Below are 15,836 nucleotides of genomic sequence, written 5' to 3'. Positions count from 1 at the left end.
CCAGGTCGGCAAACTTCTCCGTGAAAGTCTAAAAGCAGAGATCTCAGACTTATCATTCACCGACTGCACACAAGCCCTTTTCAGCTCATCATACCAATGATTGAACCTAACCTGAGGCTTACCAAGATATTTTGCATCAGCTAGCAGCATAAGATGCCAACACAAGAAAACATCGTTTCCATATATTCCTGCGATACTCCCGGTATGTCAGCACGAGTTTCCCACATCTTTAAGTTGCTTCATTAACAATCACATTCCGTAGGGAAAAGGCGCCTTCGCGTAACGGGTTAGCGGAACGCCGATAAGGTTCAGACAAGCCTCGTTACATCCAAACTTATTAAAATTAGAAAAAAAACTATTTCAAACTATCGGTACATATGTGTATGTCACACAAATATGAGTATCGATCAGGAAACATCTAAATGAACGTAGTTCACGCAAACAGAATGGAGTTTATGAAGTGGAGATCACTAATACAAAACACACCTAATACTGTAGGATCCGGATGTGAAATTTATGAATCTACTAAGGAGCTACACTTAAACGATGGATCTTTAGTCCTAATTAGCAAGCCCAATCAAGATTGCACAACACTATTACAAAGTTTTTCTAAAAAAAACCTATCAGAAATCCAGTACTTACAGTTCCGCGCCTACAAACTCGTTGAACCTGGCTTTGCAGGACGGCGATATTGGGCTGTTAAAGTCATCGCAGGAAAGCACCCTAAGAACCCTGGGTTACGGTTGTTGGTCGTTGGCTGGATCAAGGGCACAACCATGAAACGAGCCTTCAACGAAATCAAAAAAGTACTAAAAGGCGACGTCCAAATTTGCGAAGACCCGCGTCTATAAGAACAGCAACCGACAAAGCTGTGACGCTCATATGAAGGCGCTGACATTGAAGGCGATCAGATTATGATCAACCTGCGTCAGCCTTTTCCTTTCAACTGTTTGGCTGGCAGTCCAGCGACAAAACTCATACAGAGCGAAATCCATTCTCTAAGCGCCGCCTGATCACACACCTCAGCAGCCACAAACACCAATCCCCCCATTCGGCGACCACCAAGCTCAACAATCTCAGCCCCCTCTCGGCCGAGCGCTTCAGCCTCATTGTCTTTTCCAACACGAAACATGAAGCGAGCCTCTTCACTCTTAATACGATGCGCCCCGGCCAGCATGTTTCCATCCAGAAAAAAGCACAGGCCACCCATCATCCACTTCTCCGAAATCCCCATAATGCCTTCCAACTCCTCACGAAGCCGATCACCAAGTTCCTCATCATAAGCCACTAGATTTCTACTCCTGAATAACGACTTGGCTCATCCCTAAAATATTAAGCAGTCAGATCCTCTCACTCCATAAATACCCCCTTTTTCAGCGAAGAGGATAAGTAGCTTAGTGAAAGTTTCGACCTTTCGGCAAAGTACGTCGCACTTTTTGCGCAAGTTCAGCATAATCTTTTGCCACTTCAGGCACTTCCCGCACCAGCTCCGCCAAACCTCGTCCAGGTTGGATTTTCGCAGCAAGCTCAATCACTGGACGACGAACTTCATCTGCATGAGCAAGGCCAGCATCGTCAAACTTTGCAGCTGAAAGTTGCCCAAGCAAATCTGTCATGTCTTCTAGATGCTCCGCGACTACATGAATGACGCCTTCTGAATTTTGAAGTCGGCCCGTGACTTTTATAAATCGCGTTCCCAATATTAATGCACGATACTTCTCAAAACATTTAGGCCAGACAATCACATTAGCAATGCCGCTCTCATCCTCCAGCGTCATGAAGGTCACTCCTTTCGCTGATCCCGGACGCTGTCGCACAAGAACGAGCCCAGCTACAGAAACCTTGCATCCAGCACGTAAATCTTTCAATTCATCGCACAAAATAACGCAAGACTGCACAAGCGACTTCCGTACGAAACCGACCGGATGACCTTTTAAGGAGAGCGTAAGGCTTTGATAGTCAGCCATAACGTGCTCTCCCAGCAGCATCGGCGGCAAATGAACATCGGGTTCCAGCCGCAATTCATGCAGGTCGGCACAATCAAAAAGAGGCAATCTTTCAGCTGCTCCACCAGCTTCTAGCCCTTGCGCAGCCCACAGAGCATCTCGTCGATCCAAGCCCAACGACCGAAACGCATCCGCCTCAGCAAGCTTGGCAATGACGGAACGCGACAAATCAGTCCTCAACCAGAGATCTCGCACAGAATCATATCCACGACCTCGTGCAGCTACAAGCTTCTTCATATCAGCTTCGGCTAAGCCTTTGACATTTCTAAAACCTAACCGCACTGCGTGATCAGATTTAATAGTGCCCTGCATCTCTTTATGTCGCGGATGCAAACGCCTCCATGCCTGCACATCAGGCTCCAAAACAACATCCCAGTCAGAGAGATTGACATCCACCTCACGCACATCGACACCATGCTCACGTGCATCTCGCACCAATTGTGCCGGGGCATAAAATCCCAATGGTTGAGAATTAAGCAGGGCAGCACAAAACACATCAGGATATCGCGCTTTTAACCAGCAAGAGGCATAAACCAGCAGCGCAAAGCTGGCCGCATGGCTCTCAGGAAAACCATATTCACCAAATCCCTCAATCTGTTTAAAACATCGTTCTGCAAAATCTTTTTCATAGCCTCGAGCAACCATTCCATCGACCATCTTGTCTTGAAACGTCTGAATAGTTCCGACACGGCGGAATGTTGCCATAGCGCGTCGCAAGCGATCTGCTTCCCCTGGGGTAAATCCAGCAGCAACGATAGCAATTTTCATTGCCTGCTCTTGAAACAACGGAACTCCAAGTGTCTTATCTAATACATCTCGTAGCTCTTCCTTGGGGTAGTTAACTGCTTCTTTCTTTTGCCTTCGCCGCAAATATGGATGCACCATATCACCCTGAATTGGGCCAGGTCGTACAATTGCAACCTCGATTACCAGATCATAAAACGAACGCGGCCTTAACCTAGGTAACATGCTCATTTGAGCCCGGCTCTCAATCTGAAATACCCCTAGGGTATCTGCTCGACAAATCATATCATAAACATCTGTCTCTTCAGGAGGGAGAGTCGCTATTGTTAGATCTCGATTATATTTTTCCTTCAATAAATCCAGTGCCTTACGGATAGCAGTCAACATTCCAAGAGCGAGCACATCAATCTTCAAAAGTCTAAGAGCTTCAAGATCATCCTTATCCCATTCAATGGTAGTCCGATCTTCCATTGCCGCATTCATCACCGGAACGACCTCATCCAACCGCCCGTGAGTAATAACAAAGCCACCAACATGCTGAGAAAGATGACGCGGAAAACCAATCAATTCTTTGGCATATTTAAGCACTTGAGCAACAACGGCTTCTTGAGGATCGAGACCAGCCTCACGCACTTGCTCTTCTTTACCGCCCCCAGATGAGCGTCCCCAGATCGTGCCGGACAAAGTTCCTGCCACATCCTCTGACAAGCCAAAAACCTTAGCGACTTCCCGTAAAGCAGAACGAGATCGGTATGTAATCACAGTCGCTGCAAGCCCTGCTCGCTCTCTCCCATATTTCTGATAAATATATTGAATGACCTCTTCGCGTCGCTCATGCTCAAAATCAACGTCAATATCAGGAGGCTCTCTACGTTCCGGAGAGATAAATCGTTCAAATAATAAGCCAGCTCGCTTAGGATCGACCTCTGTAATTCCAATGCAAAAGCACACCACAGAATTTGCTGCCGAACCTCGCCCTTGACATAAGATACCCCTAGAGCGAGCAAACTCTACAATATCATGAACTGTCAGAAAATATGGGGCATAATCAAGATCATCGATCAAGTTCAGCTCATAATCGATTGACTCTCTTATACTTTTAGGAATGCCATCAGGATATCGCTTCTGCGCACCTTCCTCCGCTAAGCGCGCAAGTTCTCCTTGAGAAGATAATCCTGAAGCTATTTCTTCCTTGGGGTAGTCATATCGCAACTCTGAAAGACTAAAATCTATCTCATCTAGAATTCTCGAAGACTCCGTTAGAGCTTCAGGACAATCCTGAAACAAATATGTCATCTCCTCATAAGTTTTCAGATATCTCTCAGCGTTAGATTCTAATTTTTGACCAGCACTCCCCAGCGTTTCGTGCAGGCGAATACAGCTCACAATGTCTTGTAATGGACGTCGGTCAGCTTCATGGTAAAGTACATCATTCACTGCAAGAATGTGGATGTTACATTCATTAGCAAGCTCCATCATTTGCAACAAAAACCGCCTATCACTCGCACCGTATGTCAATGCAACGGCGAGACGAACCTGTTCCCCGAAAACAGAGAATAATGCTTTCAATACTGCTCTAAGCTTCAAAAGATTGGCTTCATTTTTCAACTGTTTCACAATAGGAGCAATAACAAAACCCGCTCCCTGAGCCAGAAGATCCTCAAGGCGCAAATAACATTCTCCCTTCGGAGCTCTGCGTTTGCCGACAGTCAGCAATTTAGTCAGACGGCCGTAAGCTTGACGATCAACTGGCCAACACAGAATTTCAGGAGAGCCATCAACAAAACACAGGCGCACTCCGGTAACCATACGAAGTTTTGCAGTATCAGCAGCCACATGAGCCCGCACAACACCAGCCAATGAGTTACGGTCACACACACCAAGAGCTGTTAAGCCTATATTTTTAGCGGTAAAAACAAGCTCTTCAGGTTGTGAGGCACCTCGTAGAAATGAAAAATTCGTCGCGCAGCAAAGCTCCGCATATCCGGAACTGCGCATCAAGGGAGATCTCATGATGACACCATATAAAGTTAGCTTCAAAAGATGACAGTTCAACAGCCTCACATCTCAGGCATACAAACCTTGTAGATACCAGCGAGGTACTTCATTCTGCTCGCCATACAAACCTTCTCTGTAAAGCCAGAAACGACGACCTTCTCGATCTTCGACGCGATAGTAATCACGAATGCCTGCTTCACTACGCCACCAAGGAGGAGCAATCCTTTGCGGTCCTTCACTCTGAGAAATTTCATAGGAAGCTTTACGCCAACGAAAGCGCAATGGAGGGCCTTCTGGAACCATAGCAACAGCCTCGACAGGCTCCCGATGAGGCAACATCCTCAAAGGATGCTCTAGCGGAACGTCACTATTCGAGTCATTTTCAGCTTCAGCCCAATAAAGAGCACTTTCACAGACGGTAGCCGCAGGTACCAAGGCGCTTTGCACCTCAGGCAAGTGTTCGTTGCATGGTAAGAAACAGCTAACTTGAGTTATGCCCAAACGCGCACTAAGTCGATCAACTAACTCAGCAAGATCATCGTCTTGATTACTTCGGCCTTCTAAATTCAGTTGTGCGGCAGAACATGATTGGGCTTCCAAGACACTCAATCGAATAAGATCATAACCAAATCCGGCATCTAACTCATCACCAACCGTCTTCAGTTTTTCTTTAAAAAGGCGCAGAATAAGAGCAGGTGCACGTATCGGACCACTTGTTCCAACAGAAAGACGGTTTACGACACCATCTACTCGAAACAACACCAGCTCAAAGGCCCGTCCTCCTTCTTCACGCTTCTCTAAGGCCTTCTGCAGGTTCTCTGAGAGTGACTGAATAACGGCAATGACATTGTCTTCCTGTCCAATCGGCTCCAAAAGCCGTCTTTCAACAACAAGGTCCGGCGTAAAGAGCCTGGGAGAGATTGGCTCCCCTTCCATCCCCAGAGCTTGATCTAATCGCTTAACCAAGTCTGTACCAAAACGACTTGCTAAAGGCGCTCGCGGCCTGCCTAATAAATCACCAATTACAGTTAAACCTACACGTGAAAGAGCAGCCACAACACTTTCTTCCACTCTTAACAACTCAACACTCAGAGTTTCCAAAGCATTCCGTTGTCCTCCAGGCTCGATAACACCTCCCCCATTTCTGGCAATAGCCCATGCAACGCCAACAGTATCAGCAATTGCGCCAGACACAGTAAAGCCTTTTACTCTCAGTCTACTAAAGCAATCTTCGAGCATTGCCTCTTCTCCATTGAAGAGATGGGAGCAGCCGGAAATGTCTAGCAACAACGTATCTGGATCAGTAGTAGCCACGAATGGCGTATAGCGATCACACCAGTCAGCCAATGCTGATAGTAACGCTTCATTCGCTTCTGGAATATCCTCTTCACATTGCACATCGGAAACACGCGCCCTCGCATCACTAAGCGCCTCTCCCACAGACAAACCAGCCTGCGCCGCTGCAATATTCACGCAGCTCAGCCGGTAACCATTTTTAATTTTGTGGTAAGCGACAATTGGCTTAGCTGCATGTTCGCAAAGCCATAACTCGCCTATCTCTCTCCGACAAATTCGGTCTGTTGCTAATTCGGCGAACCACAGGCATAGAATACGTTGACGCTTCATTAAAACAGCGTTTTGCATGGTTCCACTCCAAGTCACAGAAGCCTAATTGGCCATCTCTGTTTTTCTCCAAGGTCACCCGCCAGCCTGGATTACCAACAAAAGCACGAGAAGGCATAACCTTCCGAGCACGAACTGCCCCTGAGAAACGAGAGGCTATAGGCGCAATATGCCAACGACTTAAAGCAGCACTTGGGTCAGCTTGGGCACCATGCCGCACCCAAAACACAGGCACGCCAGTTTGTTCTGCACGTAGAACCAACCTCCGCGTAACCGTCAGATCAAAACTCCTAAAAGAACCTGCAACCTCTCCAACCACAGCACACAGCGTTGAGCACTGCGCCCCTTCTTCCATCGCCCATAAAACTTCTTCAGTTTTTCTGGGGCGCACAAAGACAATACGAGCTGGGTCAACACCAAATTGAGCAAGTCCCGGAGCGTGTGGAATACCAGTTTCTCGTTGAACAGCCCTATCAATAACCCACAGCACAGCACCATCTCTTTGCCTGCTCATCAAACTCAGGAGAGCACACAAAAAACCGGATAATGCCCCGGAAAGTCTCATTTCACTGGCATAAAATTCATGCAATGAAGCGCACTGAAGACCTTTTCTTCCAAATAATCCATCCAACTTAGGAATGCCTAGTAAAATTCTCTGAGCAGTTACATCATTTTGAATAGCGTGCGCGTTCAGCACCTCACCAAGAGGAGCCGGTCCCTGCTCAGTTTGGGCGGATGCAGGGACCGGCGCAAGCTGCACGGTAGAAGGGAGGCGTCCCTCTAACACCGCGAGGCGGTGGCGCAGCTCTGCAATTTGCGATGTTTTCGCGTTCATATCACTCTCGGTAAATTTCATTTTGTTCTCTATATGTTCTAATATTGATTCCGTCAAATCGCACAGGAGTCAAGCATCAAAAACTGCGAGAGTATCAGAACAAAAGCTTCTGAGCCTTCAAGGCCCAGCTAAGCCTCTGTTTTAACTCAAGGACCAATCAACACGACAACACCACAAAACAGCATTCCGAAAATATTAATTTTCATACTAGTAATAATTGACCAGAAATAATTAAGGCGTATCGCGTGCAAGAACTCCTCCTCAAATGGTCAGCAGTGCTTTTACCTCGCAGCACTCATGCAAAACTGCTGCCGCTTCTTGGAAAAATACTCGGCACTCTCTTCAGCAAAGGCGAGGCTGGAGGAGCACGACGCTCAGCATTGATCGTTTTTGCCTTACGCATCGGGAGCGCAGCACTCGCCTACATCATGCAGGTCTTTCTGGCTCGTTGGATGGGCGCCTCTGAATACGGCATCTTCATTGTTGTCTGGACGGTCGTCATCATACTGAGCGTATTTTCAGGGCTCGGGTTTTCTGTTTCCCTTCTGCGTTTCATTCCAGAGTATCTGGAGAAGAAGCAACACGAGCTTCTCAATGGCTTGCTCTTCAGTGCCCGTTTCCTTGTATTGCTCAGCTCAACAACCATTGCAGTAATCAGTGTAGCCATTGCCTGGGCCTTCTCTGATTTCATTGGCAACGCATACATCCTGCCGCTTTACCTCATCGCAATCTGCCTGCCCATGCACACCTACACCGGTATGCTGGAAGGCATTGCCCGTGCGCAAGACTGGCAACTCAAAGCAATGCTGCCAGATTTTATTGGCCGCCCCCTTCTAGTGCTCGCATTCATGTTGATCGCGCTGTTGCTGGGCTATCCGCCAACAGCCGTCACAGCTTGCATCGTCACCATCGCAGCCGTCTGGACCATCACCTTCGTTCAGACGATCATGATGGAAGTTTCGCTGAACAAAGTCCGCCATCCTACTCCACGTAGACTTCAGATAAAGTCATGGCTGCTTGTGTCAGTTCCCATGCTGGCAGTTGATGGCTTCTTCCAACTCATCACCAGCTCTGATGTCATCTTAATCGGCCTCTGGCTCCCACCAGATCAAGTCGGCATTTATTTTGCTGCATCACGCACCCTCGCACTGATGCATTTTGTTTATTACGCAGTACGCGCAGCAAGCGCACCACGCATGGCACGTCTTTACCACTCTGGTGACAGAGATGGTCTCAAGGATTTCGTGGCAAGTGCTGCTAAAATGACCTTCTGGCCGACACTACTCATGGGCGGCTTTGTCATGGCAGTCGGACCATTCCTCCTCTCATTGTTTGGAGAGGATTTTGCTCAAGGTACACCAATCCTCTACATCCTTGTCATTGGTGTATTAGCCCGTGCATCCGTTGGTCCGGTTGACGCATTGCTGACCCTCTCAGGGCACCAAAACACCTGCGCCAAGATCTATGCCAGTGTCTTTGTCGTAAACCTCATTCTCAACACAGCACTTATTCCAGCCTTCGGCCTGTATGGAGCTGCTCTGGCGACCACATCAGTCATCTTTTTTGAAGCATGCATTCTTTATCGCAGCGCCTACAAGCGCCTTGGCCTGCACACATTCATATTGCCATTGAAGAGACGGGAAACTCCAGTCAATGAAGCAGGATAGCACCACGATTAAACTGCTGACACCCGGCAAAGACAAAACAGCGGAACACCTGTGGCGACAACTGTCTCAACAGGCACTGCAGCCCAACCCGTTCTTCTCCAGCAGCTTCGTGAGTGCATTCAACGCACACAAGGCAAACGGCTCAATCAAGCTGTTATTGGCACTCGATCCTTCCGGCACAAAAGCGCTCGCGGCACTGCCGGTCATAAGGGTAAGACGCGGCCTACTCTTCAAGCTGCCAAGCACTTTAGCAGGCGATTATGGGCCACTCGGCACTCTGCTGCTTTCTGAGGAAGCGACGCCAGCAACACTCAACAAACTGCTCGAAACCGCCTGTAACTTAAGCTGGACTAAGACGCTAATTCTCCCTTTCCATGGAAGCGATGGCCCCACCTATGAATGCCTTGAGCGCGCGCTTAAAGCCCACGGATGGGATAAACAAGTTACTTCTAAAGAAGATCGCGCCTTCCAACTATCTGGCAGTGAAGGTCGCGCCGACTTTGACGCTCTCAAAAAACGGTCCTCATGGAAAGGTGCCTTTAAAAACCAGCGCCGGCTGGAAAAAGAAGGATCTCTTTCCTTTAGTATGCTGGAAACTTCAGAGGACATTCAGGCAGGCCTTGAAGACTTTCTGAAACTCGAGGCAGCTGGCTGGAAAGGCAAGCAAGGCACGGCACTCCTTTCCAGAGCGTCTGATGCCGCTTTCACGCGTGAGCTGGTATCAAAGTCAGGCGAAGCAGATAACATTCGCATTGGTCAGTTGTGGCTCGACGATAAGCTGATTGCGACCAACATCCTGCTCCGCGAGCAAGGCCGCATATTTGGCTGGAAAACAACCTTCGACGAGAACCTCGCAAAATTCTCACCCGGTCAACTGCTCATCTATTTCAGCACCCAAAAACTCCTCGATGACCCTGAGTTCTCAGGTGCTGATTCCCTCTCGACACCAGACAATGAGATGGCAAACAAGGCCTGGACCTCAAGGTTCCCATATGCCACGGTTTTTATTGGCAAAGGTCCAATAGCGCGCTTTGCAATGTGGGAGGCGCAAGCAGGTGCTCGCGCAAAGTTGGCGTTAAAGAGCAAAATTAAGAAATTGCTTGGTCGAAAATAGCTACCTATCCTTCAACCAACTCAGCTTCTTCCTGCGCTCTATTCCGTAAAATCCGGCGAATAACCTTTCCGCTGGTCGTCAAAGGCATTTCGGAGACAAACTCAATCTCCCGCGGATATTCATGAGCAGAAAGACTCACGCGCACATATTGGCGAATATCATCAACCAAGCCCTCACTTGGTTCGAAACCGTCTTTCAGGACAACATAAGCCTTTACGATCTCCGTCCGCACCGGATCAGGTTTGCCGACCACAGCAGCCAATCCAACCGCCTCATGCTTGATCAGACAATCCTCAATCTCAGTTGGCCCAATGCGATAGCCAGCTGAAGTAATGACATCATCATTGCGACCGACGAAGTGGACATATCCATCCATATCAACAACACCTTGGTCACCTGTCAGCATCCAATCACCAAGGAATTTGCTCTGATCTGCCTCTGGCTTCTGCCAATACCCCAGGAACATAACAGGCGTACCACGACGAACTGCAATCTCGCCTTGCTCTTCTGGTTCGCAAACAGATCCATCTGGACGGATAACAGCAACGTCATGCCCAGGTACAGCTTTGCCAATTGCCCCGGCACGGGAAACACCCATCCCTGCTCCTGACCCGAGCACGAGATTACATTCCGTCTGTCCATACATCTCGTTTGGCGCAACACCGAGCGCTTCGTGGCACCAGGCAAATGCTTCACGCCCCAATGCCTCTCCCGCTGAGCAAACAGAGCGTAACCGAAGTTTTTCAGAATACTTACGATGATCAACACTGCGCATCATCTTGAGTGCGGTAGGCGGAATGAACGCGTTGCGAACATCATGCCGAGCCATCAAGTCAAATGCACCTTCCGGATCAAACTTATCGATCCGGGCAGTCACCACAGGCACACCAAACTTCAGCGAAGGCAGCAGTGCATTCAGCAAACCACCCGCCCAGGCCCAATCAGCCGGAGTCCAGAATACATCGCCAGCCTGCGGCAACATCTCATGTGCCATTTGTATGCCCGGCAAATGCCCAAACAACACACGGTGCGCCAGCAGCGCTCCTTTAGGCTGCCCTGTTGTGCCTGAGGTATAAACCATCAAAGCTGGATCATCAGGGCCTGTCGCATAGCTCTCAAAGCTGTCAGAGCCTTGCTCAAGCAAGTTCCAGAAGCCAAGAGCTCCATCTCCTGCACCATCAACACAAATAACATGCTCAAGAAGCGGGAGCTGCTCACGAAGTGCAGAAAGTTTCTCAAGTCCAGCTTGATTGGTAATCACCACTTTCGCGCCAGCGTTTTCCAACCGGTACCGTAGCGCATCTGGACCAAACAAAGCAGCCAATGGAACTGCGATAGCTCCTAGCCGATAAATCGCAAGATGAGAGATAGCAGTTTCAGGTGCTTGAGGCAGTAACAAAGCTACACGGTCGCGCGGGGCTACACCCAAAGACTGCAGCGAGTTTGCAAGCTGGCAGGAATTTCCTTTGAGCTGACCATAGCTCCACGCTTCAACACCGCCGGAAGACAGCACATGCAGCAAAGCTATGCGCTTAGGCTCAATATCCGCCCAACGATCACAAGCATCATGCGCAATGTTATAGCGCGCAGGAATAGTCCAGCGAAACTCAGCTCGCAATTCCTCGTATGAAATCAGTGGTGGCAGCACACCAGAAATCCCCTAAACCCAAATTCATTAGTGAAGAGAGTTTATCGCTGCAGCGCACAACGAGATACTGGCCTTTGGTCGCTCTTTTAGCCTCCAAAGGAAAGTGGGTTAACGCGGACCGGCTACAACAAGGCTCCAGAAAACCTTGTATTTTGACCGAGGCGCATAAGCCGTTGCAATACCAATACGCGTTCCATTTGCATCCAGCATCACTGCATTATGTTTTGGCGAGTCACGCCAGCCGGAAAAGGCTTCTGCCCATCGGCGATAACCAGCGCTGAGATTGCCCACCGCATGAGCATCGCCCTGCCCAGCCCCCTTCATCAAGACGGCGAGCTTAAGATCGCCCTTGCGCGCAGCGTTGACATCCTCTGCACGGGCCATTCCATCTGCCTGTGCCTGAGCAACGCGCATCAAAGCTGGATCGACCGTAACCGGCGGTAAATCTGATTGAGAACGATAGCTGGAGATCATTGAGGCCACAACACTCGCATCAATCTGCGCAGAGTGGCTCTCTAAGTTCTGATAGTAGCTTGGCGTTTCATCAGGGCTGACACAACCAGTGAGCATCAGTCCAACAGCAAGAACCAGAGCAATACTCCCACCACGAAACGTCTTCATACAAAATCACTTTTCGGCAAATTTCGAATCTCTCGGACACACTACCGACTAAATGAGGCAAACCAAGCTCAAACTAAAAGCACACGTATAAGTGAATTAAAAAAGGCCGGACAAAGCCGGCCTTTCAAACTTATCGGCAGAAACGTTAGGAAGCTTCTTTCAAAGCATGAGGCTTGGCTGTTTCAGCCGTCTCATTCTTCTCTTCAGCACCTTCAGTTTCAGCATCGGGTTGCTCTTCTGGAGGTGTCAGCACGCTACCCATCTCTTCTGGGCTCAATACGCCCATGAGATGTCCATCCTCGCAAACAACTGGAACCGGATAATCTGCTTCCAATGTTGTTGGAAGAGCTTCTTCCAAAGTGCTTTCCAGCTCCACTGCGTTGCTGTCATCAGCAAAAGCATAAAGGGATGGACTATCACCCGGTTTAGCAACTTCTTCAGCAAGTCCCTCTTGCGTGACGATGCCGCGGAACTCTTTGTCCTCAACCACATAACCGAAATCTTCGTCATGACGGCGCATATCGGCCAGCGCTTTTTCCATATTGTCATGGGTAATACGCACTGCAGGTGGCTGCATAACAGTATCAACGGTCAGCACGCGAGCACGGTTCACATCGCGTACAAACGCCCGCACATAATCATCAGCTGGTTCAAGCAGGATTTCTGGCGGCGTACCAACCTGTGACAGAACACCATCCTTAAGGATCGCAATCTTGTCACCAATACGCAAAGCTTCATCCAGATCATGCGTGATGAACACGATGGTCTTATGCAGCTTTTCTTGCAGTTCAACCAATTGATCCTGCATCTGAGAGCGGATCAACGGATCAAGTGCAGAAAACGCCTCATCCATCAGCAAAATGTCAGCATCCGTTGCAAGCGCACGGGCAAGACCAACACGCTGCTGCATGCCACCGGAAAGCTGGCTTGGGTACTGGTGTTCAAAACCACCAAGCCCAACCGTTTCAATCCACTCACGCGCTGTGGTTTCACGGTCTGCTTTTGTAATGCCCTGCACTTCAAGACCGTAAGCAACATTCTGCAATACTGTCCGATGCGGCATCAGGCCAAAACGTTGAAACACCATCGACATACGATGACGGCGGAAGTCTTCCAGCTCTTTATCAGAAAGAGCCATAACATCCTCGCCATCAACCAGAATGTGCCCGTCTGTTGGGTCAATCAAGCGGTTGAAGTGACGAATAAGCGTAGACTTACCAGAACCAGAAAGGCCCATGATCACAAAGATCTCACCCTTCTCGATGCTAAGGGAGACATCATGCAGGCCAAGAGTATGGTCAGTTTCAGCAAGCAGCTGATCTTTGCCCATACCATTTTTGACCTTGGCAAGCTCCTTCTCAGGCGCCTTGCCAAAAATCTTGGTAATGTTTTGTACTTCGATCAATGCCATGTGTTAGCGCCTCACCCTGTTACCTTGCGATGCGCCTGCATCCGTTGTCCGGCTGATTGTGTGATACGGTCAAACACGACGGCAAGAACAACAATCGCTAAGCCGCCGAGCAAACCTTGTCCTGCATCATTACGCTGCAACCCAAGCAGAACGGTTTCACCCACGCCGCGAGCACCAATCATGGACGCAATCACCACCATAGCCAACGCCATCATCATAGTCTGGTTAATACCCTGCATGATGGAAGGGAGCGCAAGTGGGATTTGGACGCCCTTAAGGATCTGCCAGCGTGTTGCACCAAAGGCCCGGCTCGCCTCAACAACCTCTTCATCCACATAACGGATGCCGAGATCCGTCAAGCGAATAAGCGGTGGTGCAGCATAAATCACAGTAGCCAGAATAGCTGGCACCTTACCCAGACCAAACAGCATGGCCGCTGGAATAAGATAAACGAAGCTTGGAATGGTCTGCATCAAGTCCAAGACCGGATTGAGCAAAGCTCTGAAGCGGTTTGAACGAGCAGAGATAACGCCAAGCGGCACGCCAATCACAACGGAAATCAGCACAGCGACAAGCAAGATCGCCACTGTTTGCATAGACTTTTCCCAAAGCCCCAATGTACCGATGAACCACATTGCACCTACCATCACCAGGCTAAGCCCCCAACGGCGGCTCGCAGCAAAGGTAATCAGGCCGATGCAGATCAAGATCACGATAGGATCAGCGCCACGGAGAAGTCGCTCTAACCGCACCAGCAAAAATAGGATGGAGTTGGAAAAGGCCTCAAATCCATCGCCGTAATTCACGACGAGAAAATCAACCAGATCGTTTGTGGAAGTCCGGATAGGTTTCCCAAAGTTGGGAAACACGTCGAAAGCCATGTGATCCTCTTATTCTTCTTAGCAAGGATCACGGAAACAAGTTCCGTGATCGCTTTTCATTCGCTAATTTTCAAAAACAGTCAGCTGTCTTTGATATTACAGAGCAGATTTCACACGCTCAGCGACATCAGCTGGAACCCAACCGGTCCAGAGTTCTTCGTTGTTTTTCAGGAACTCAGCAGCAGCATCATCTGTGGTTCCGCCAGTGTCCTGCATGTAAGCAAGAGCTTTGGAAACGTCATTACTGGTGGTTTCATAAGCAGTCAGGAACTCAACCAGTTTAGGCGCAGAAGTATGGAACTCTGTGTTCACGAAGACGTGCGTCGCAGACAGAGGATATGCAACTGCCTCGGTCACTTTGGATGGATCTGTCTCTGCAGACAGCTTGTCCCAAGCTTCTTTGCTGTAGGCAGGCTCTTCCAGCTGGATCAGATCATCAGCGACCTTACCCATGACCCAGGTTGGACCCCAGTAATAGAACACGATTGGCTTCTTACGACGAACGTTCGATTCAATCGCAGCTGCAAGCGCTGCACCTGTACCAGGACGGAAGTTCACAAAGCTATCAAGCAAGCCATAAGCATTGAGCTTCTTAGAGTTGATGACCTCACAGCCCCAACCAGCGATACAGTTGTAGAAGCGACCTTTTTCTGGCTCTTCCGGATCAGAAAACACGTCTTTGTACTTTGGCAGGTCAGATACAGACTTCAGACCTTTTGCAGGCGCATCATCGCCTTCAACCAGGTATTTTGGAATAAACCAGGCCTGTGTCGCATCAGGGAAGTTCACACCAAGATCAACAAACTGGTTCTTCGCTTTGCCTTCAGCAAGAGCTTCAGTCACGTTGTCTGGCCAGATTTCCATGGTCACGTCGATATCACCACGCGCCATACCGTTTAGAAGCGGAATAGTGGAGCCTGGGATGACATCCGTTTCACAGCCGTACCCTTTTTCAGCAATGAACTGAGCTACAGAGTTGTGAAAAGCATTGGAGTCCCAATCCAAACCAGCAAACACGATAGGACGGTCAACTTCACAAACAGGATCTGCAGCTTCTGCTGTAGACACAGCAAAAGGGAATGCAACTACGCACGCAGCGAGAGCAGATTTAAAATTCAACACGGATGCCTCCAAACAACCAAAACATACTTTTTGTTCGGTCAGAGAGAAAAGCCGCCAAGGACAGCTTGTCGTTCTGGCCGTAATGCTAAGTCAAAAACTCAGCAATTGCAGGACACACTAGGTTGAGCGCATCAACTGCACCGTTAAAAATAGATATATTCAATTT

The 15,836-nt window shown here is 49.0% G+C and carries 12 protein-coding genes; 3 read left to right on the top strand and 9 right to left on the bottom strand.

What is annotated here, in order from left to right:
* Positions 1-422: 422 nt before the first annotated feature.
* On the top strand, positions 423-851 hold the full coding sequence (locus tag PsAD5_RS03760) for a hypothetical protein (protein WP_063291142.1): 429 nt from the start codon (positions 423-425) through the stop codon (positions 849-851).
* Between the two features lie 77 nt (positions 852-928).
* Here the strand turns inward: PsAD5_RS03760 and PsAD5_RS03755 are convergent, their stop codons facing one another.
* The 4 genes from PsAD5_RS03755 to PsAD5_RS28435 form a co-directional block, all read right to left on the bottom strand.
* Positions 929-1,288 (bottom strand): TfoX/Sxy family protein, encoded by a 360-nt coding sequence (locus PsAD5_RS03755; protein ID WP_063291141.1) that lies wholly within the window; start codon positions 1,286-1,288, stop codon positions 929-931.
* Positions 1,289-1,394: 106 nt separating this feature from the next.
* On the bottom strand, positions 1,395-4,748 hold the full coding sequence (locus PsAD5_RS03750; protein WP_063291140.1) for an error-prone DNA polymerase: 3,354 nt from the start codon (positions 4,746-4,748) through the stop codon (positions 1,395-1,397).
* 69 nt (positions 4,749-4,817) lie between these two features.
* Positions 4,818-6,374: a DNA polymerase Y family protein gene (locus tag PsAD5_RS03745; protein WP_244272058.1), complete on the bottom strand. Its 1,557-nt coding sequence runs from the start codon at positions 6,372-6,374 to the stop codon at positions 4,818-4,820.
* Positions 6,271-7,227 carry an ImuA family protein gene (locus PsAD5_RS28435; RefSeq protein WP_063291139.1) on the bottom strand — a complete coding sequence of 319 codons (957 nt, stop codon included), beginning with the start codon at positions 7,225-7,227 and terminating at the stop codon, positions 6,271-6,273. Before PsAD5_RS28435 ends, PsAD5_RS03745 begins: the two co-directional genes overlap by 104 nt.
* 224 nt (positions 7,228-7,451) lie before the next feature.
* On the opposite strand from PsAD5_RS28435, the gene PsAD5_RS03735 reads away from it, so the two are divergent.
* Positions 7,452-8,873 carry a lipopolysaccharide biosynthesis protein gene (locus tag PsAD5_RS03735; RefSeq protein ID WP_063291138.1) on the top strand — a complete coding sequence of 474 codons (1,422 nt, stop codon included), beginning with the start codon at positions 7,452-7,454 and terminating at the stop codon, positions 8,871-8,873.
* Positions 8,860-9,987: a GNAT family N-acetyltransferase gene (locus tag PsAD5_RS03730; RefSeq protein WP_063291137.1), complete on the top strand. Its 1,128-nt coding sequence runs from the start codon at positions 8,860-8,862 to the stop codon at positions 9,985-9,987. The genes PsAD5_RS03735 and PsAD5_RS03730 overlap by 14 nt, the downstream gene beginning before the upstream one ends.
* Before the next feature lie 4 nt (positions 9,988-9,991).
* Here PsAD5_RS03730 and PsAD5_RS03725 read toward each other — a convergent pair whose 3' ends face one another.
* From PsAD5_RS03725 to PsAD5_RS03705, 5 genes are all read right to left on the bottom strand, one after another.
* Positions 9,992-11,635 carry an AMP-binding protein gene (locus PsAD5_RS03725; protein WP_063291136.1) on the bottom strand — a complete coding sequence of 548 codons (1,644 nt, stop codon included), beginning with the start codon at positions 11,633-11,635 and terminating at the stop codon, positions 9,992-9,994.
* 108 nt (positions 11,636-11,743) lie between these two features.
* A complete protein-coding gene (locus PsAD5_RS03720; protein WP_057463547.1) occupies positions 11,744-12,256 on the bottom strand; it encodes a CAP domain-containing protein in 513 nt (170 codons plus the stop codon).
* 145 nt (positions 12,257-12,401) lie between these two features.
* A complete protein-coding gene (locus tag PsAD5_RS03715) occupies positions 12,402-13,667 on the bottom strand; it encodes a quaternary amine ABC transporter ATP-binding protein (protein WP_063291135.1) in 1,266 nt (421 codons plus the stop codon).
* An 11-nt stretch (positions 13,668-13,678) separates the two neighbouring features.
* Complete coding sequence (locus tag PsAD5_RS03710) at positions 13,679-14,536, bottom strand: ABC transporter permease (RefSeq protein WP_057463568.1); 858 nt, start codon at positions 14,534-14,536, stop codon at positions 13,679-13,681.
* Between the two features lie 108 nt (positions 14,537-14,644).
* Complete coding sequence (locus PsAD5_RS03705; RefSeq protein WP_063286104.1) at positions 14,645-15,670, bottom strand: ABC transporter substrate-binding protein; 1,026 nt, start codon at positions 15,668-15,670, stop codon at positions 14,645-14,647.
* Between the last annotated feature and the right edge of the window lie 166 nt (positions 15,671-15,836).

The organism is Pseudovibrio sp. Ad5 (genome assembly GCF_001623095.1).
GTDB lineage: Bacteria > Pseudomonadota > Alphaproteobacteria > Rhizobiales > Stappiaceae > Pseudovibrio.
Note: the sequence above shows the minus strand (reverse complement) of the source record. Positions and strands in the feature narration are given on the sequence as shown.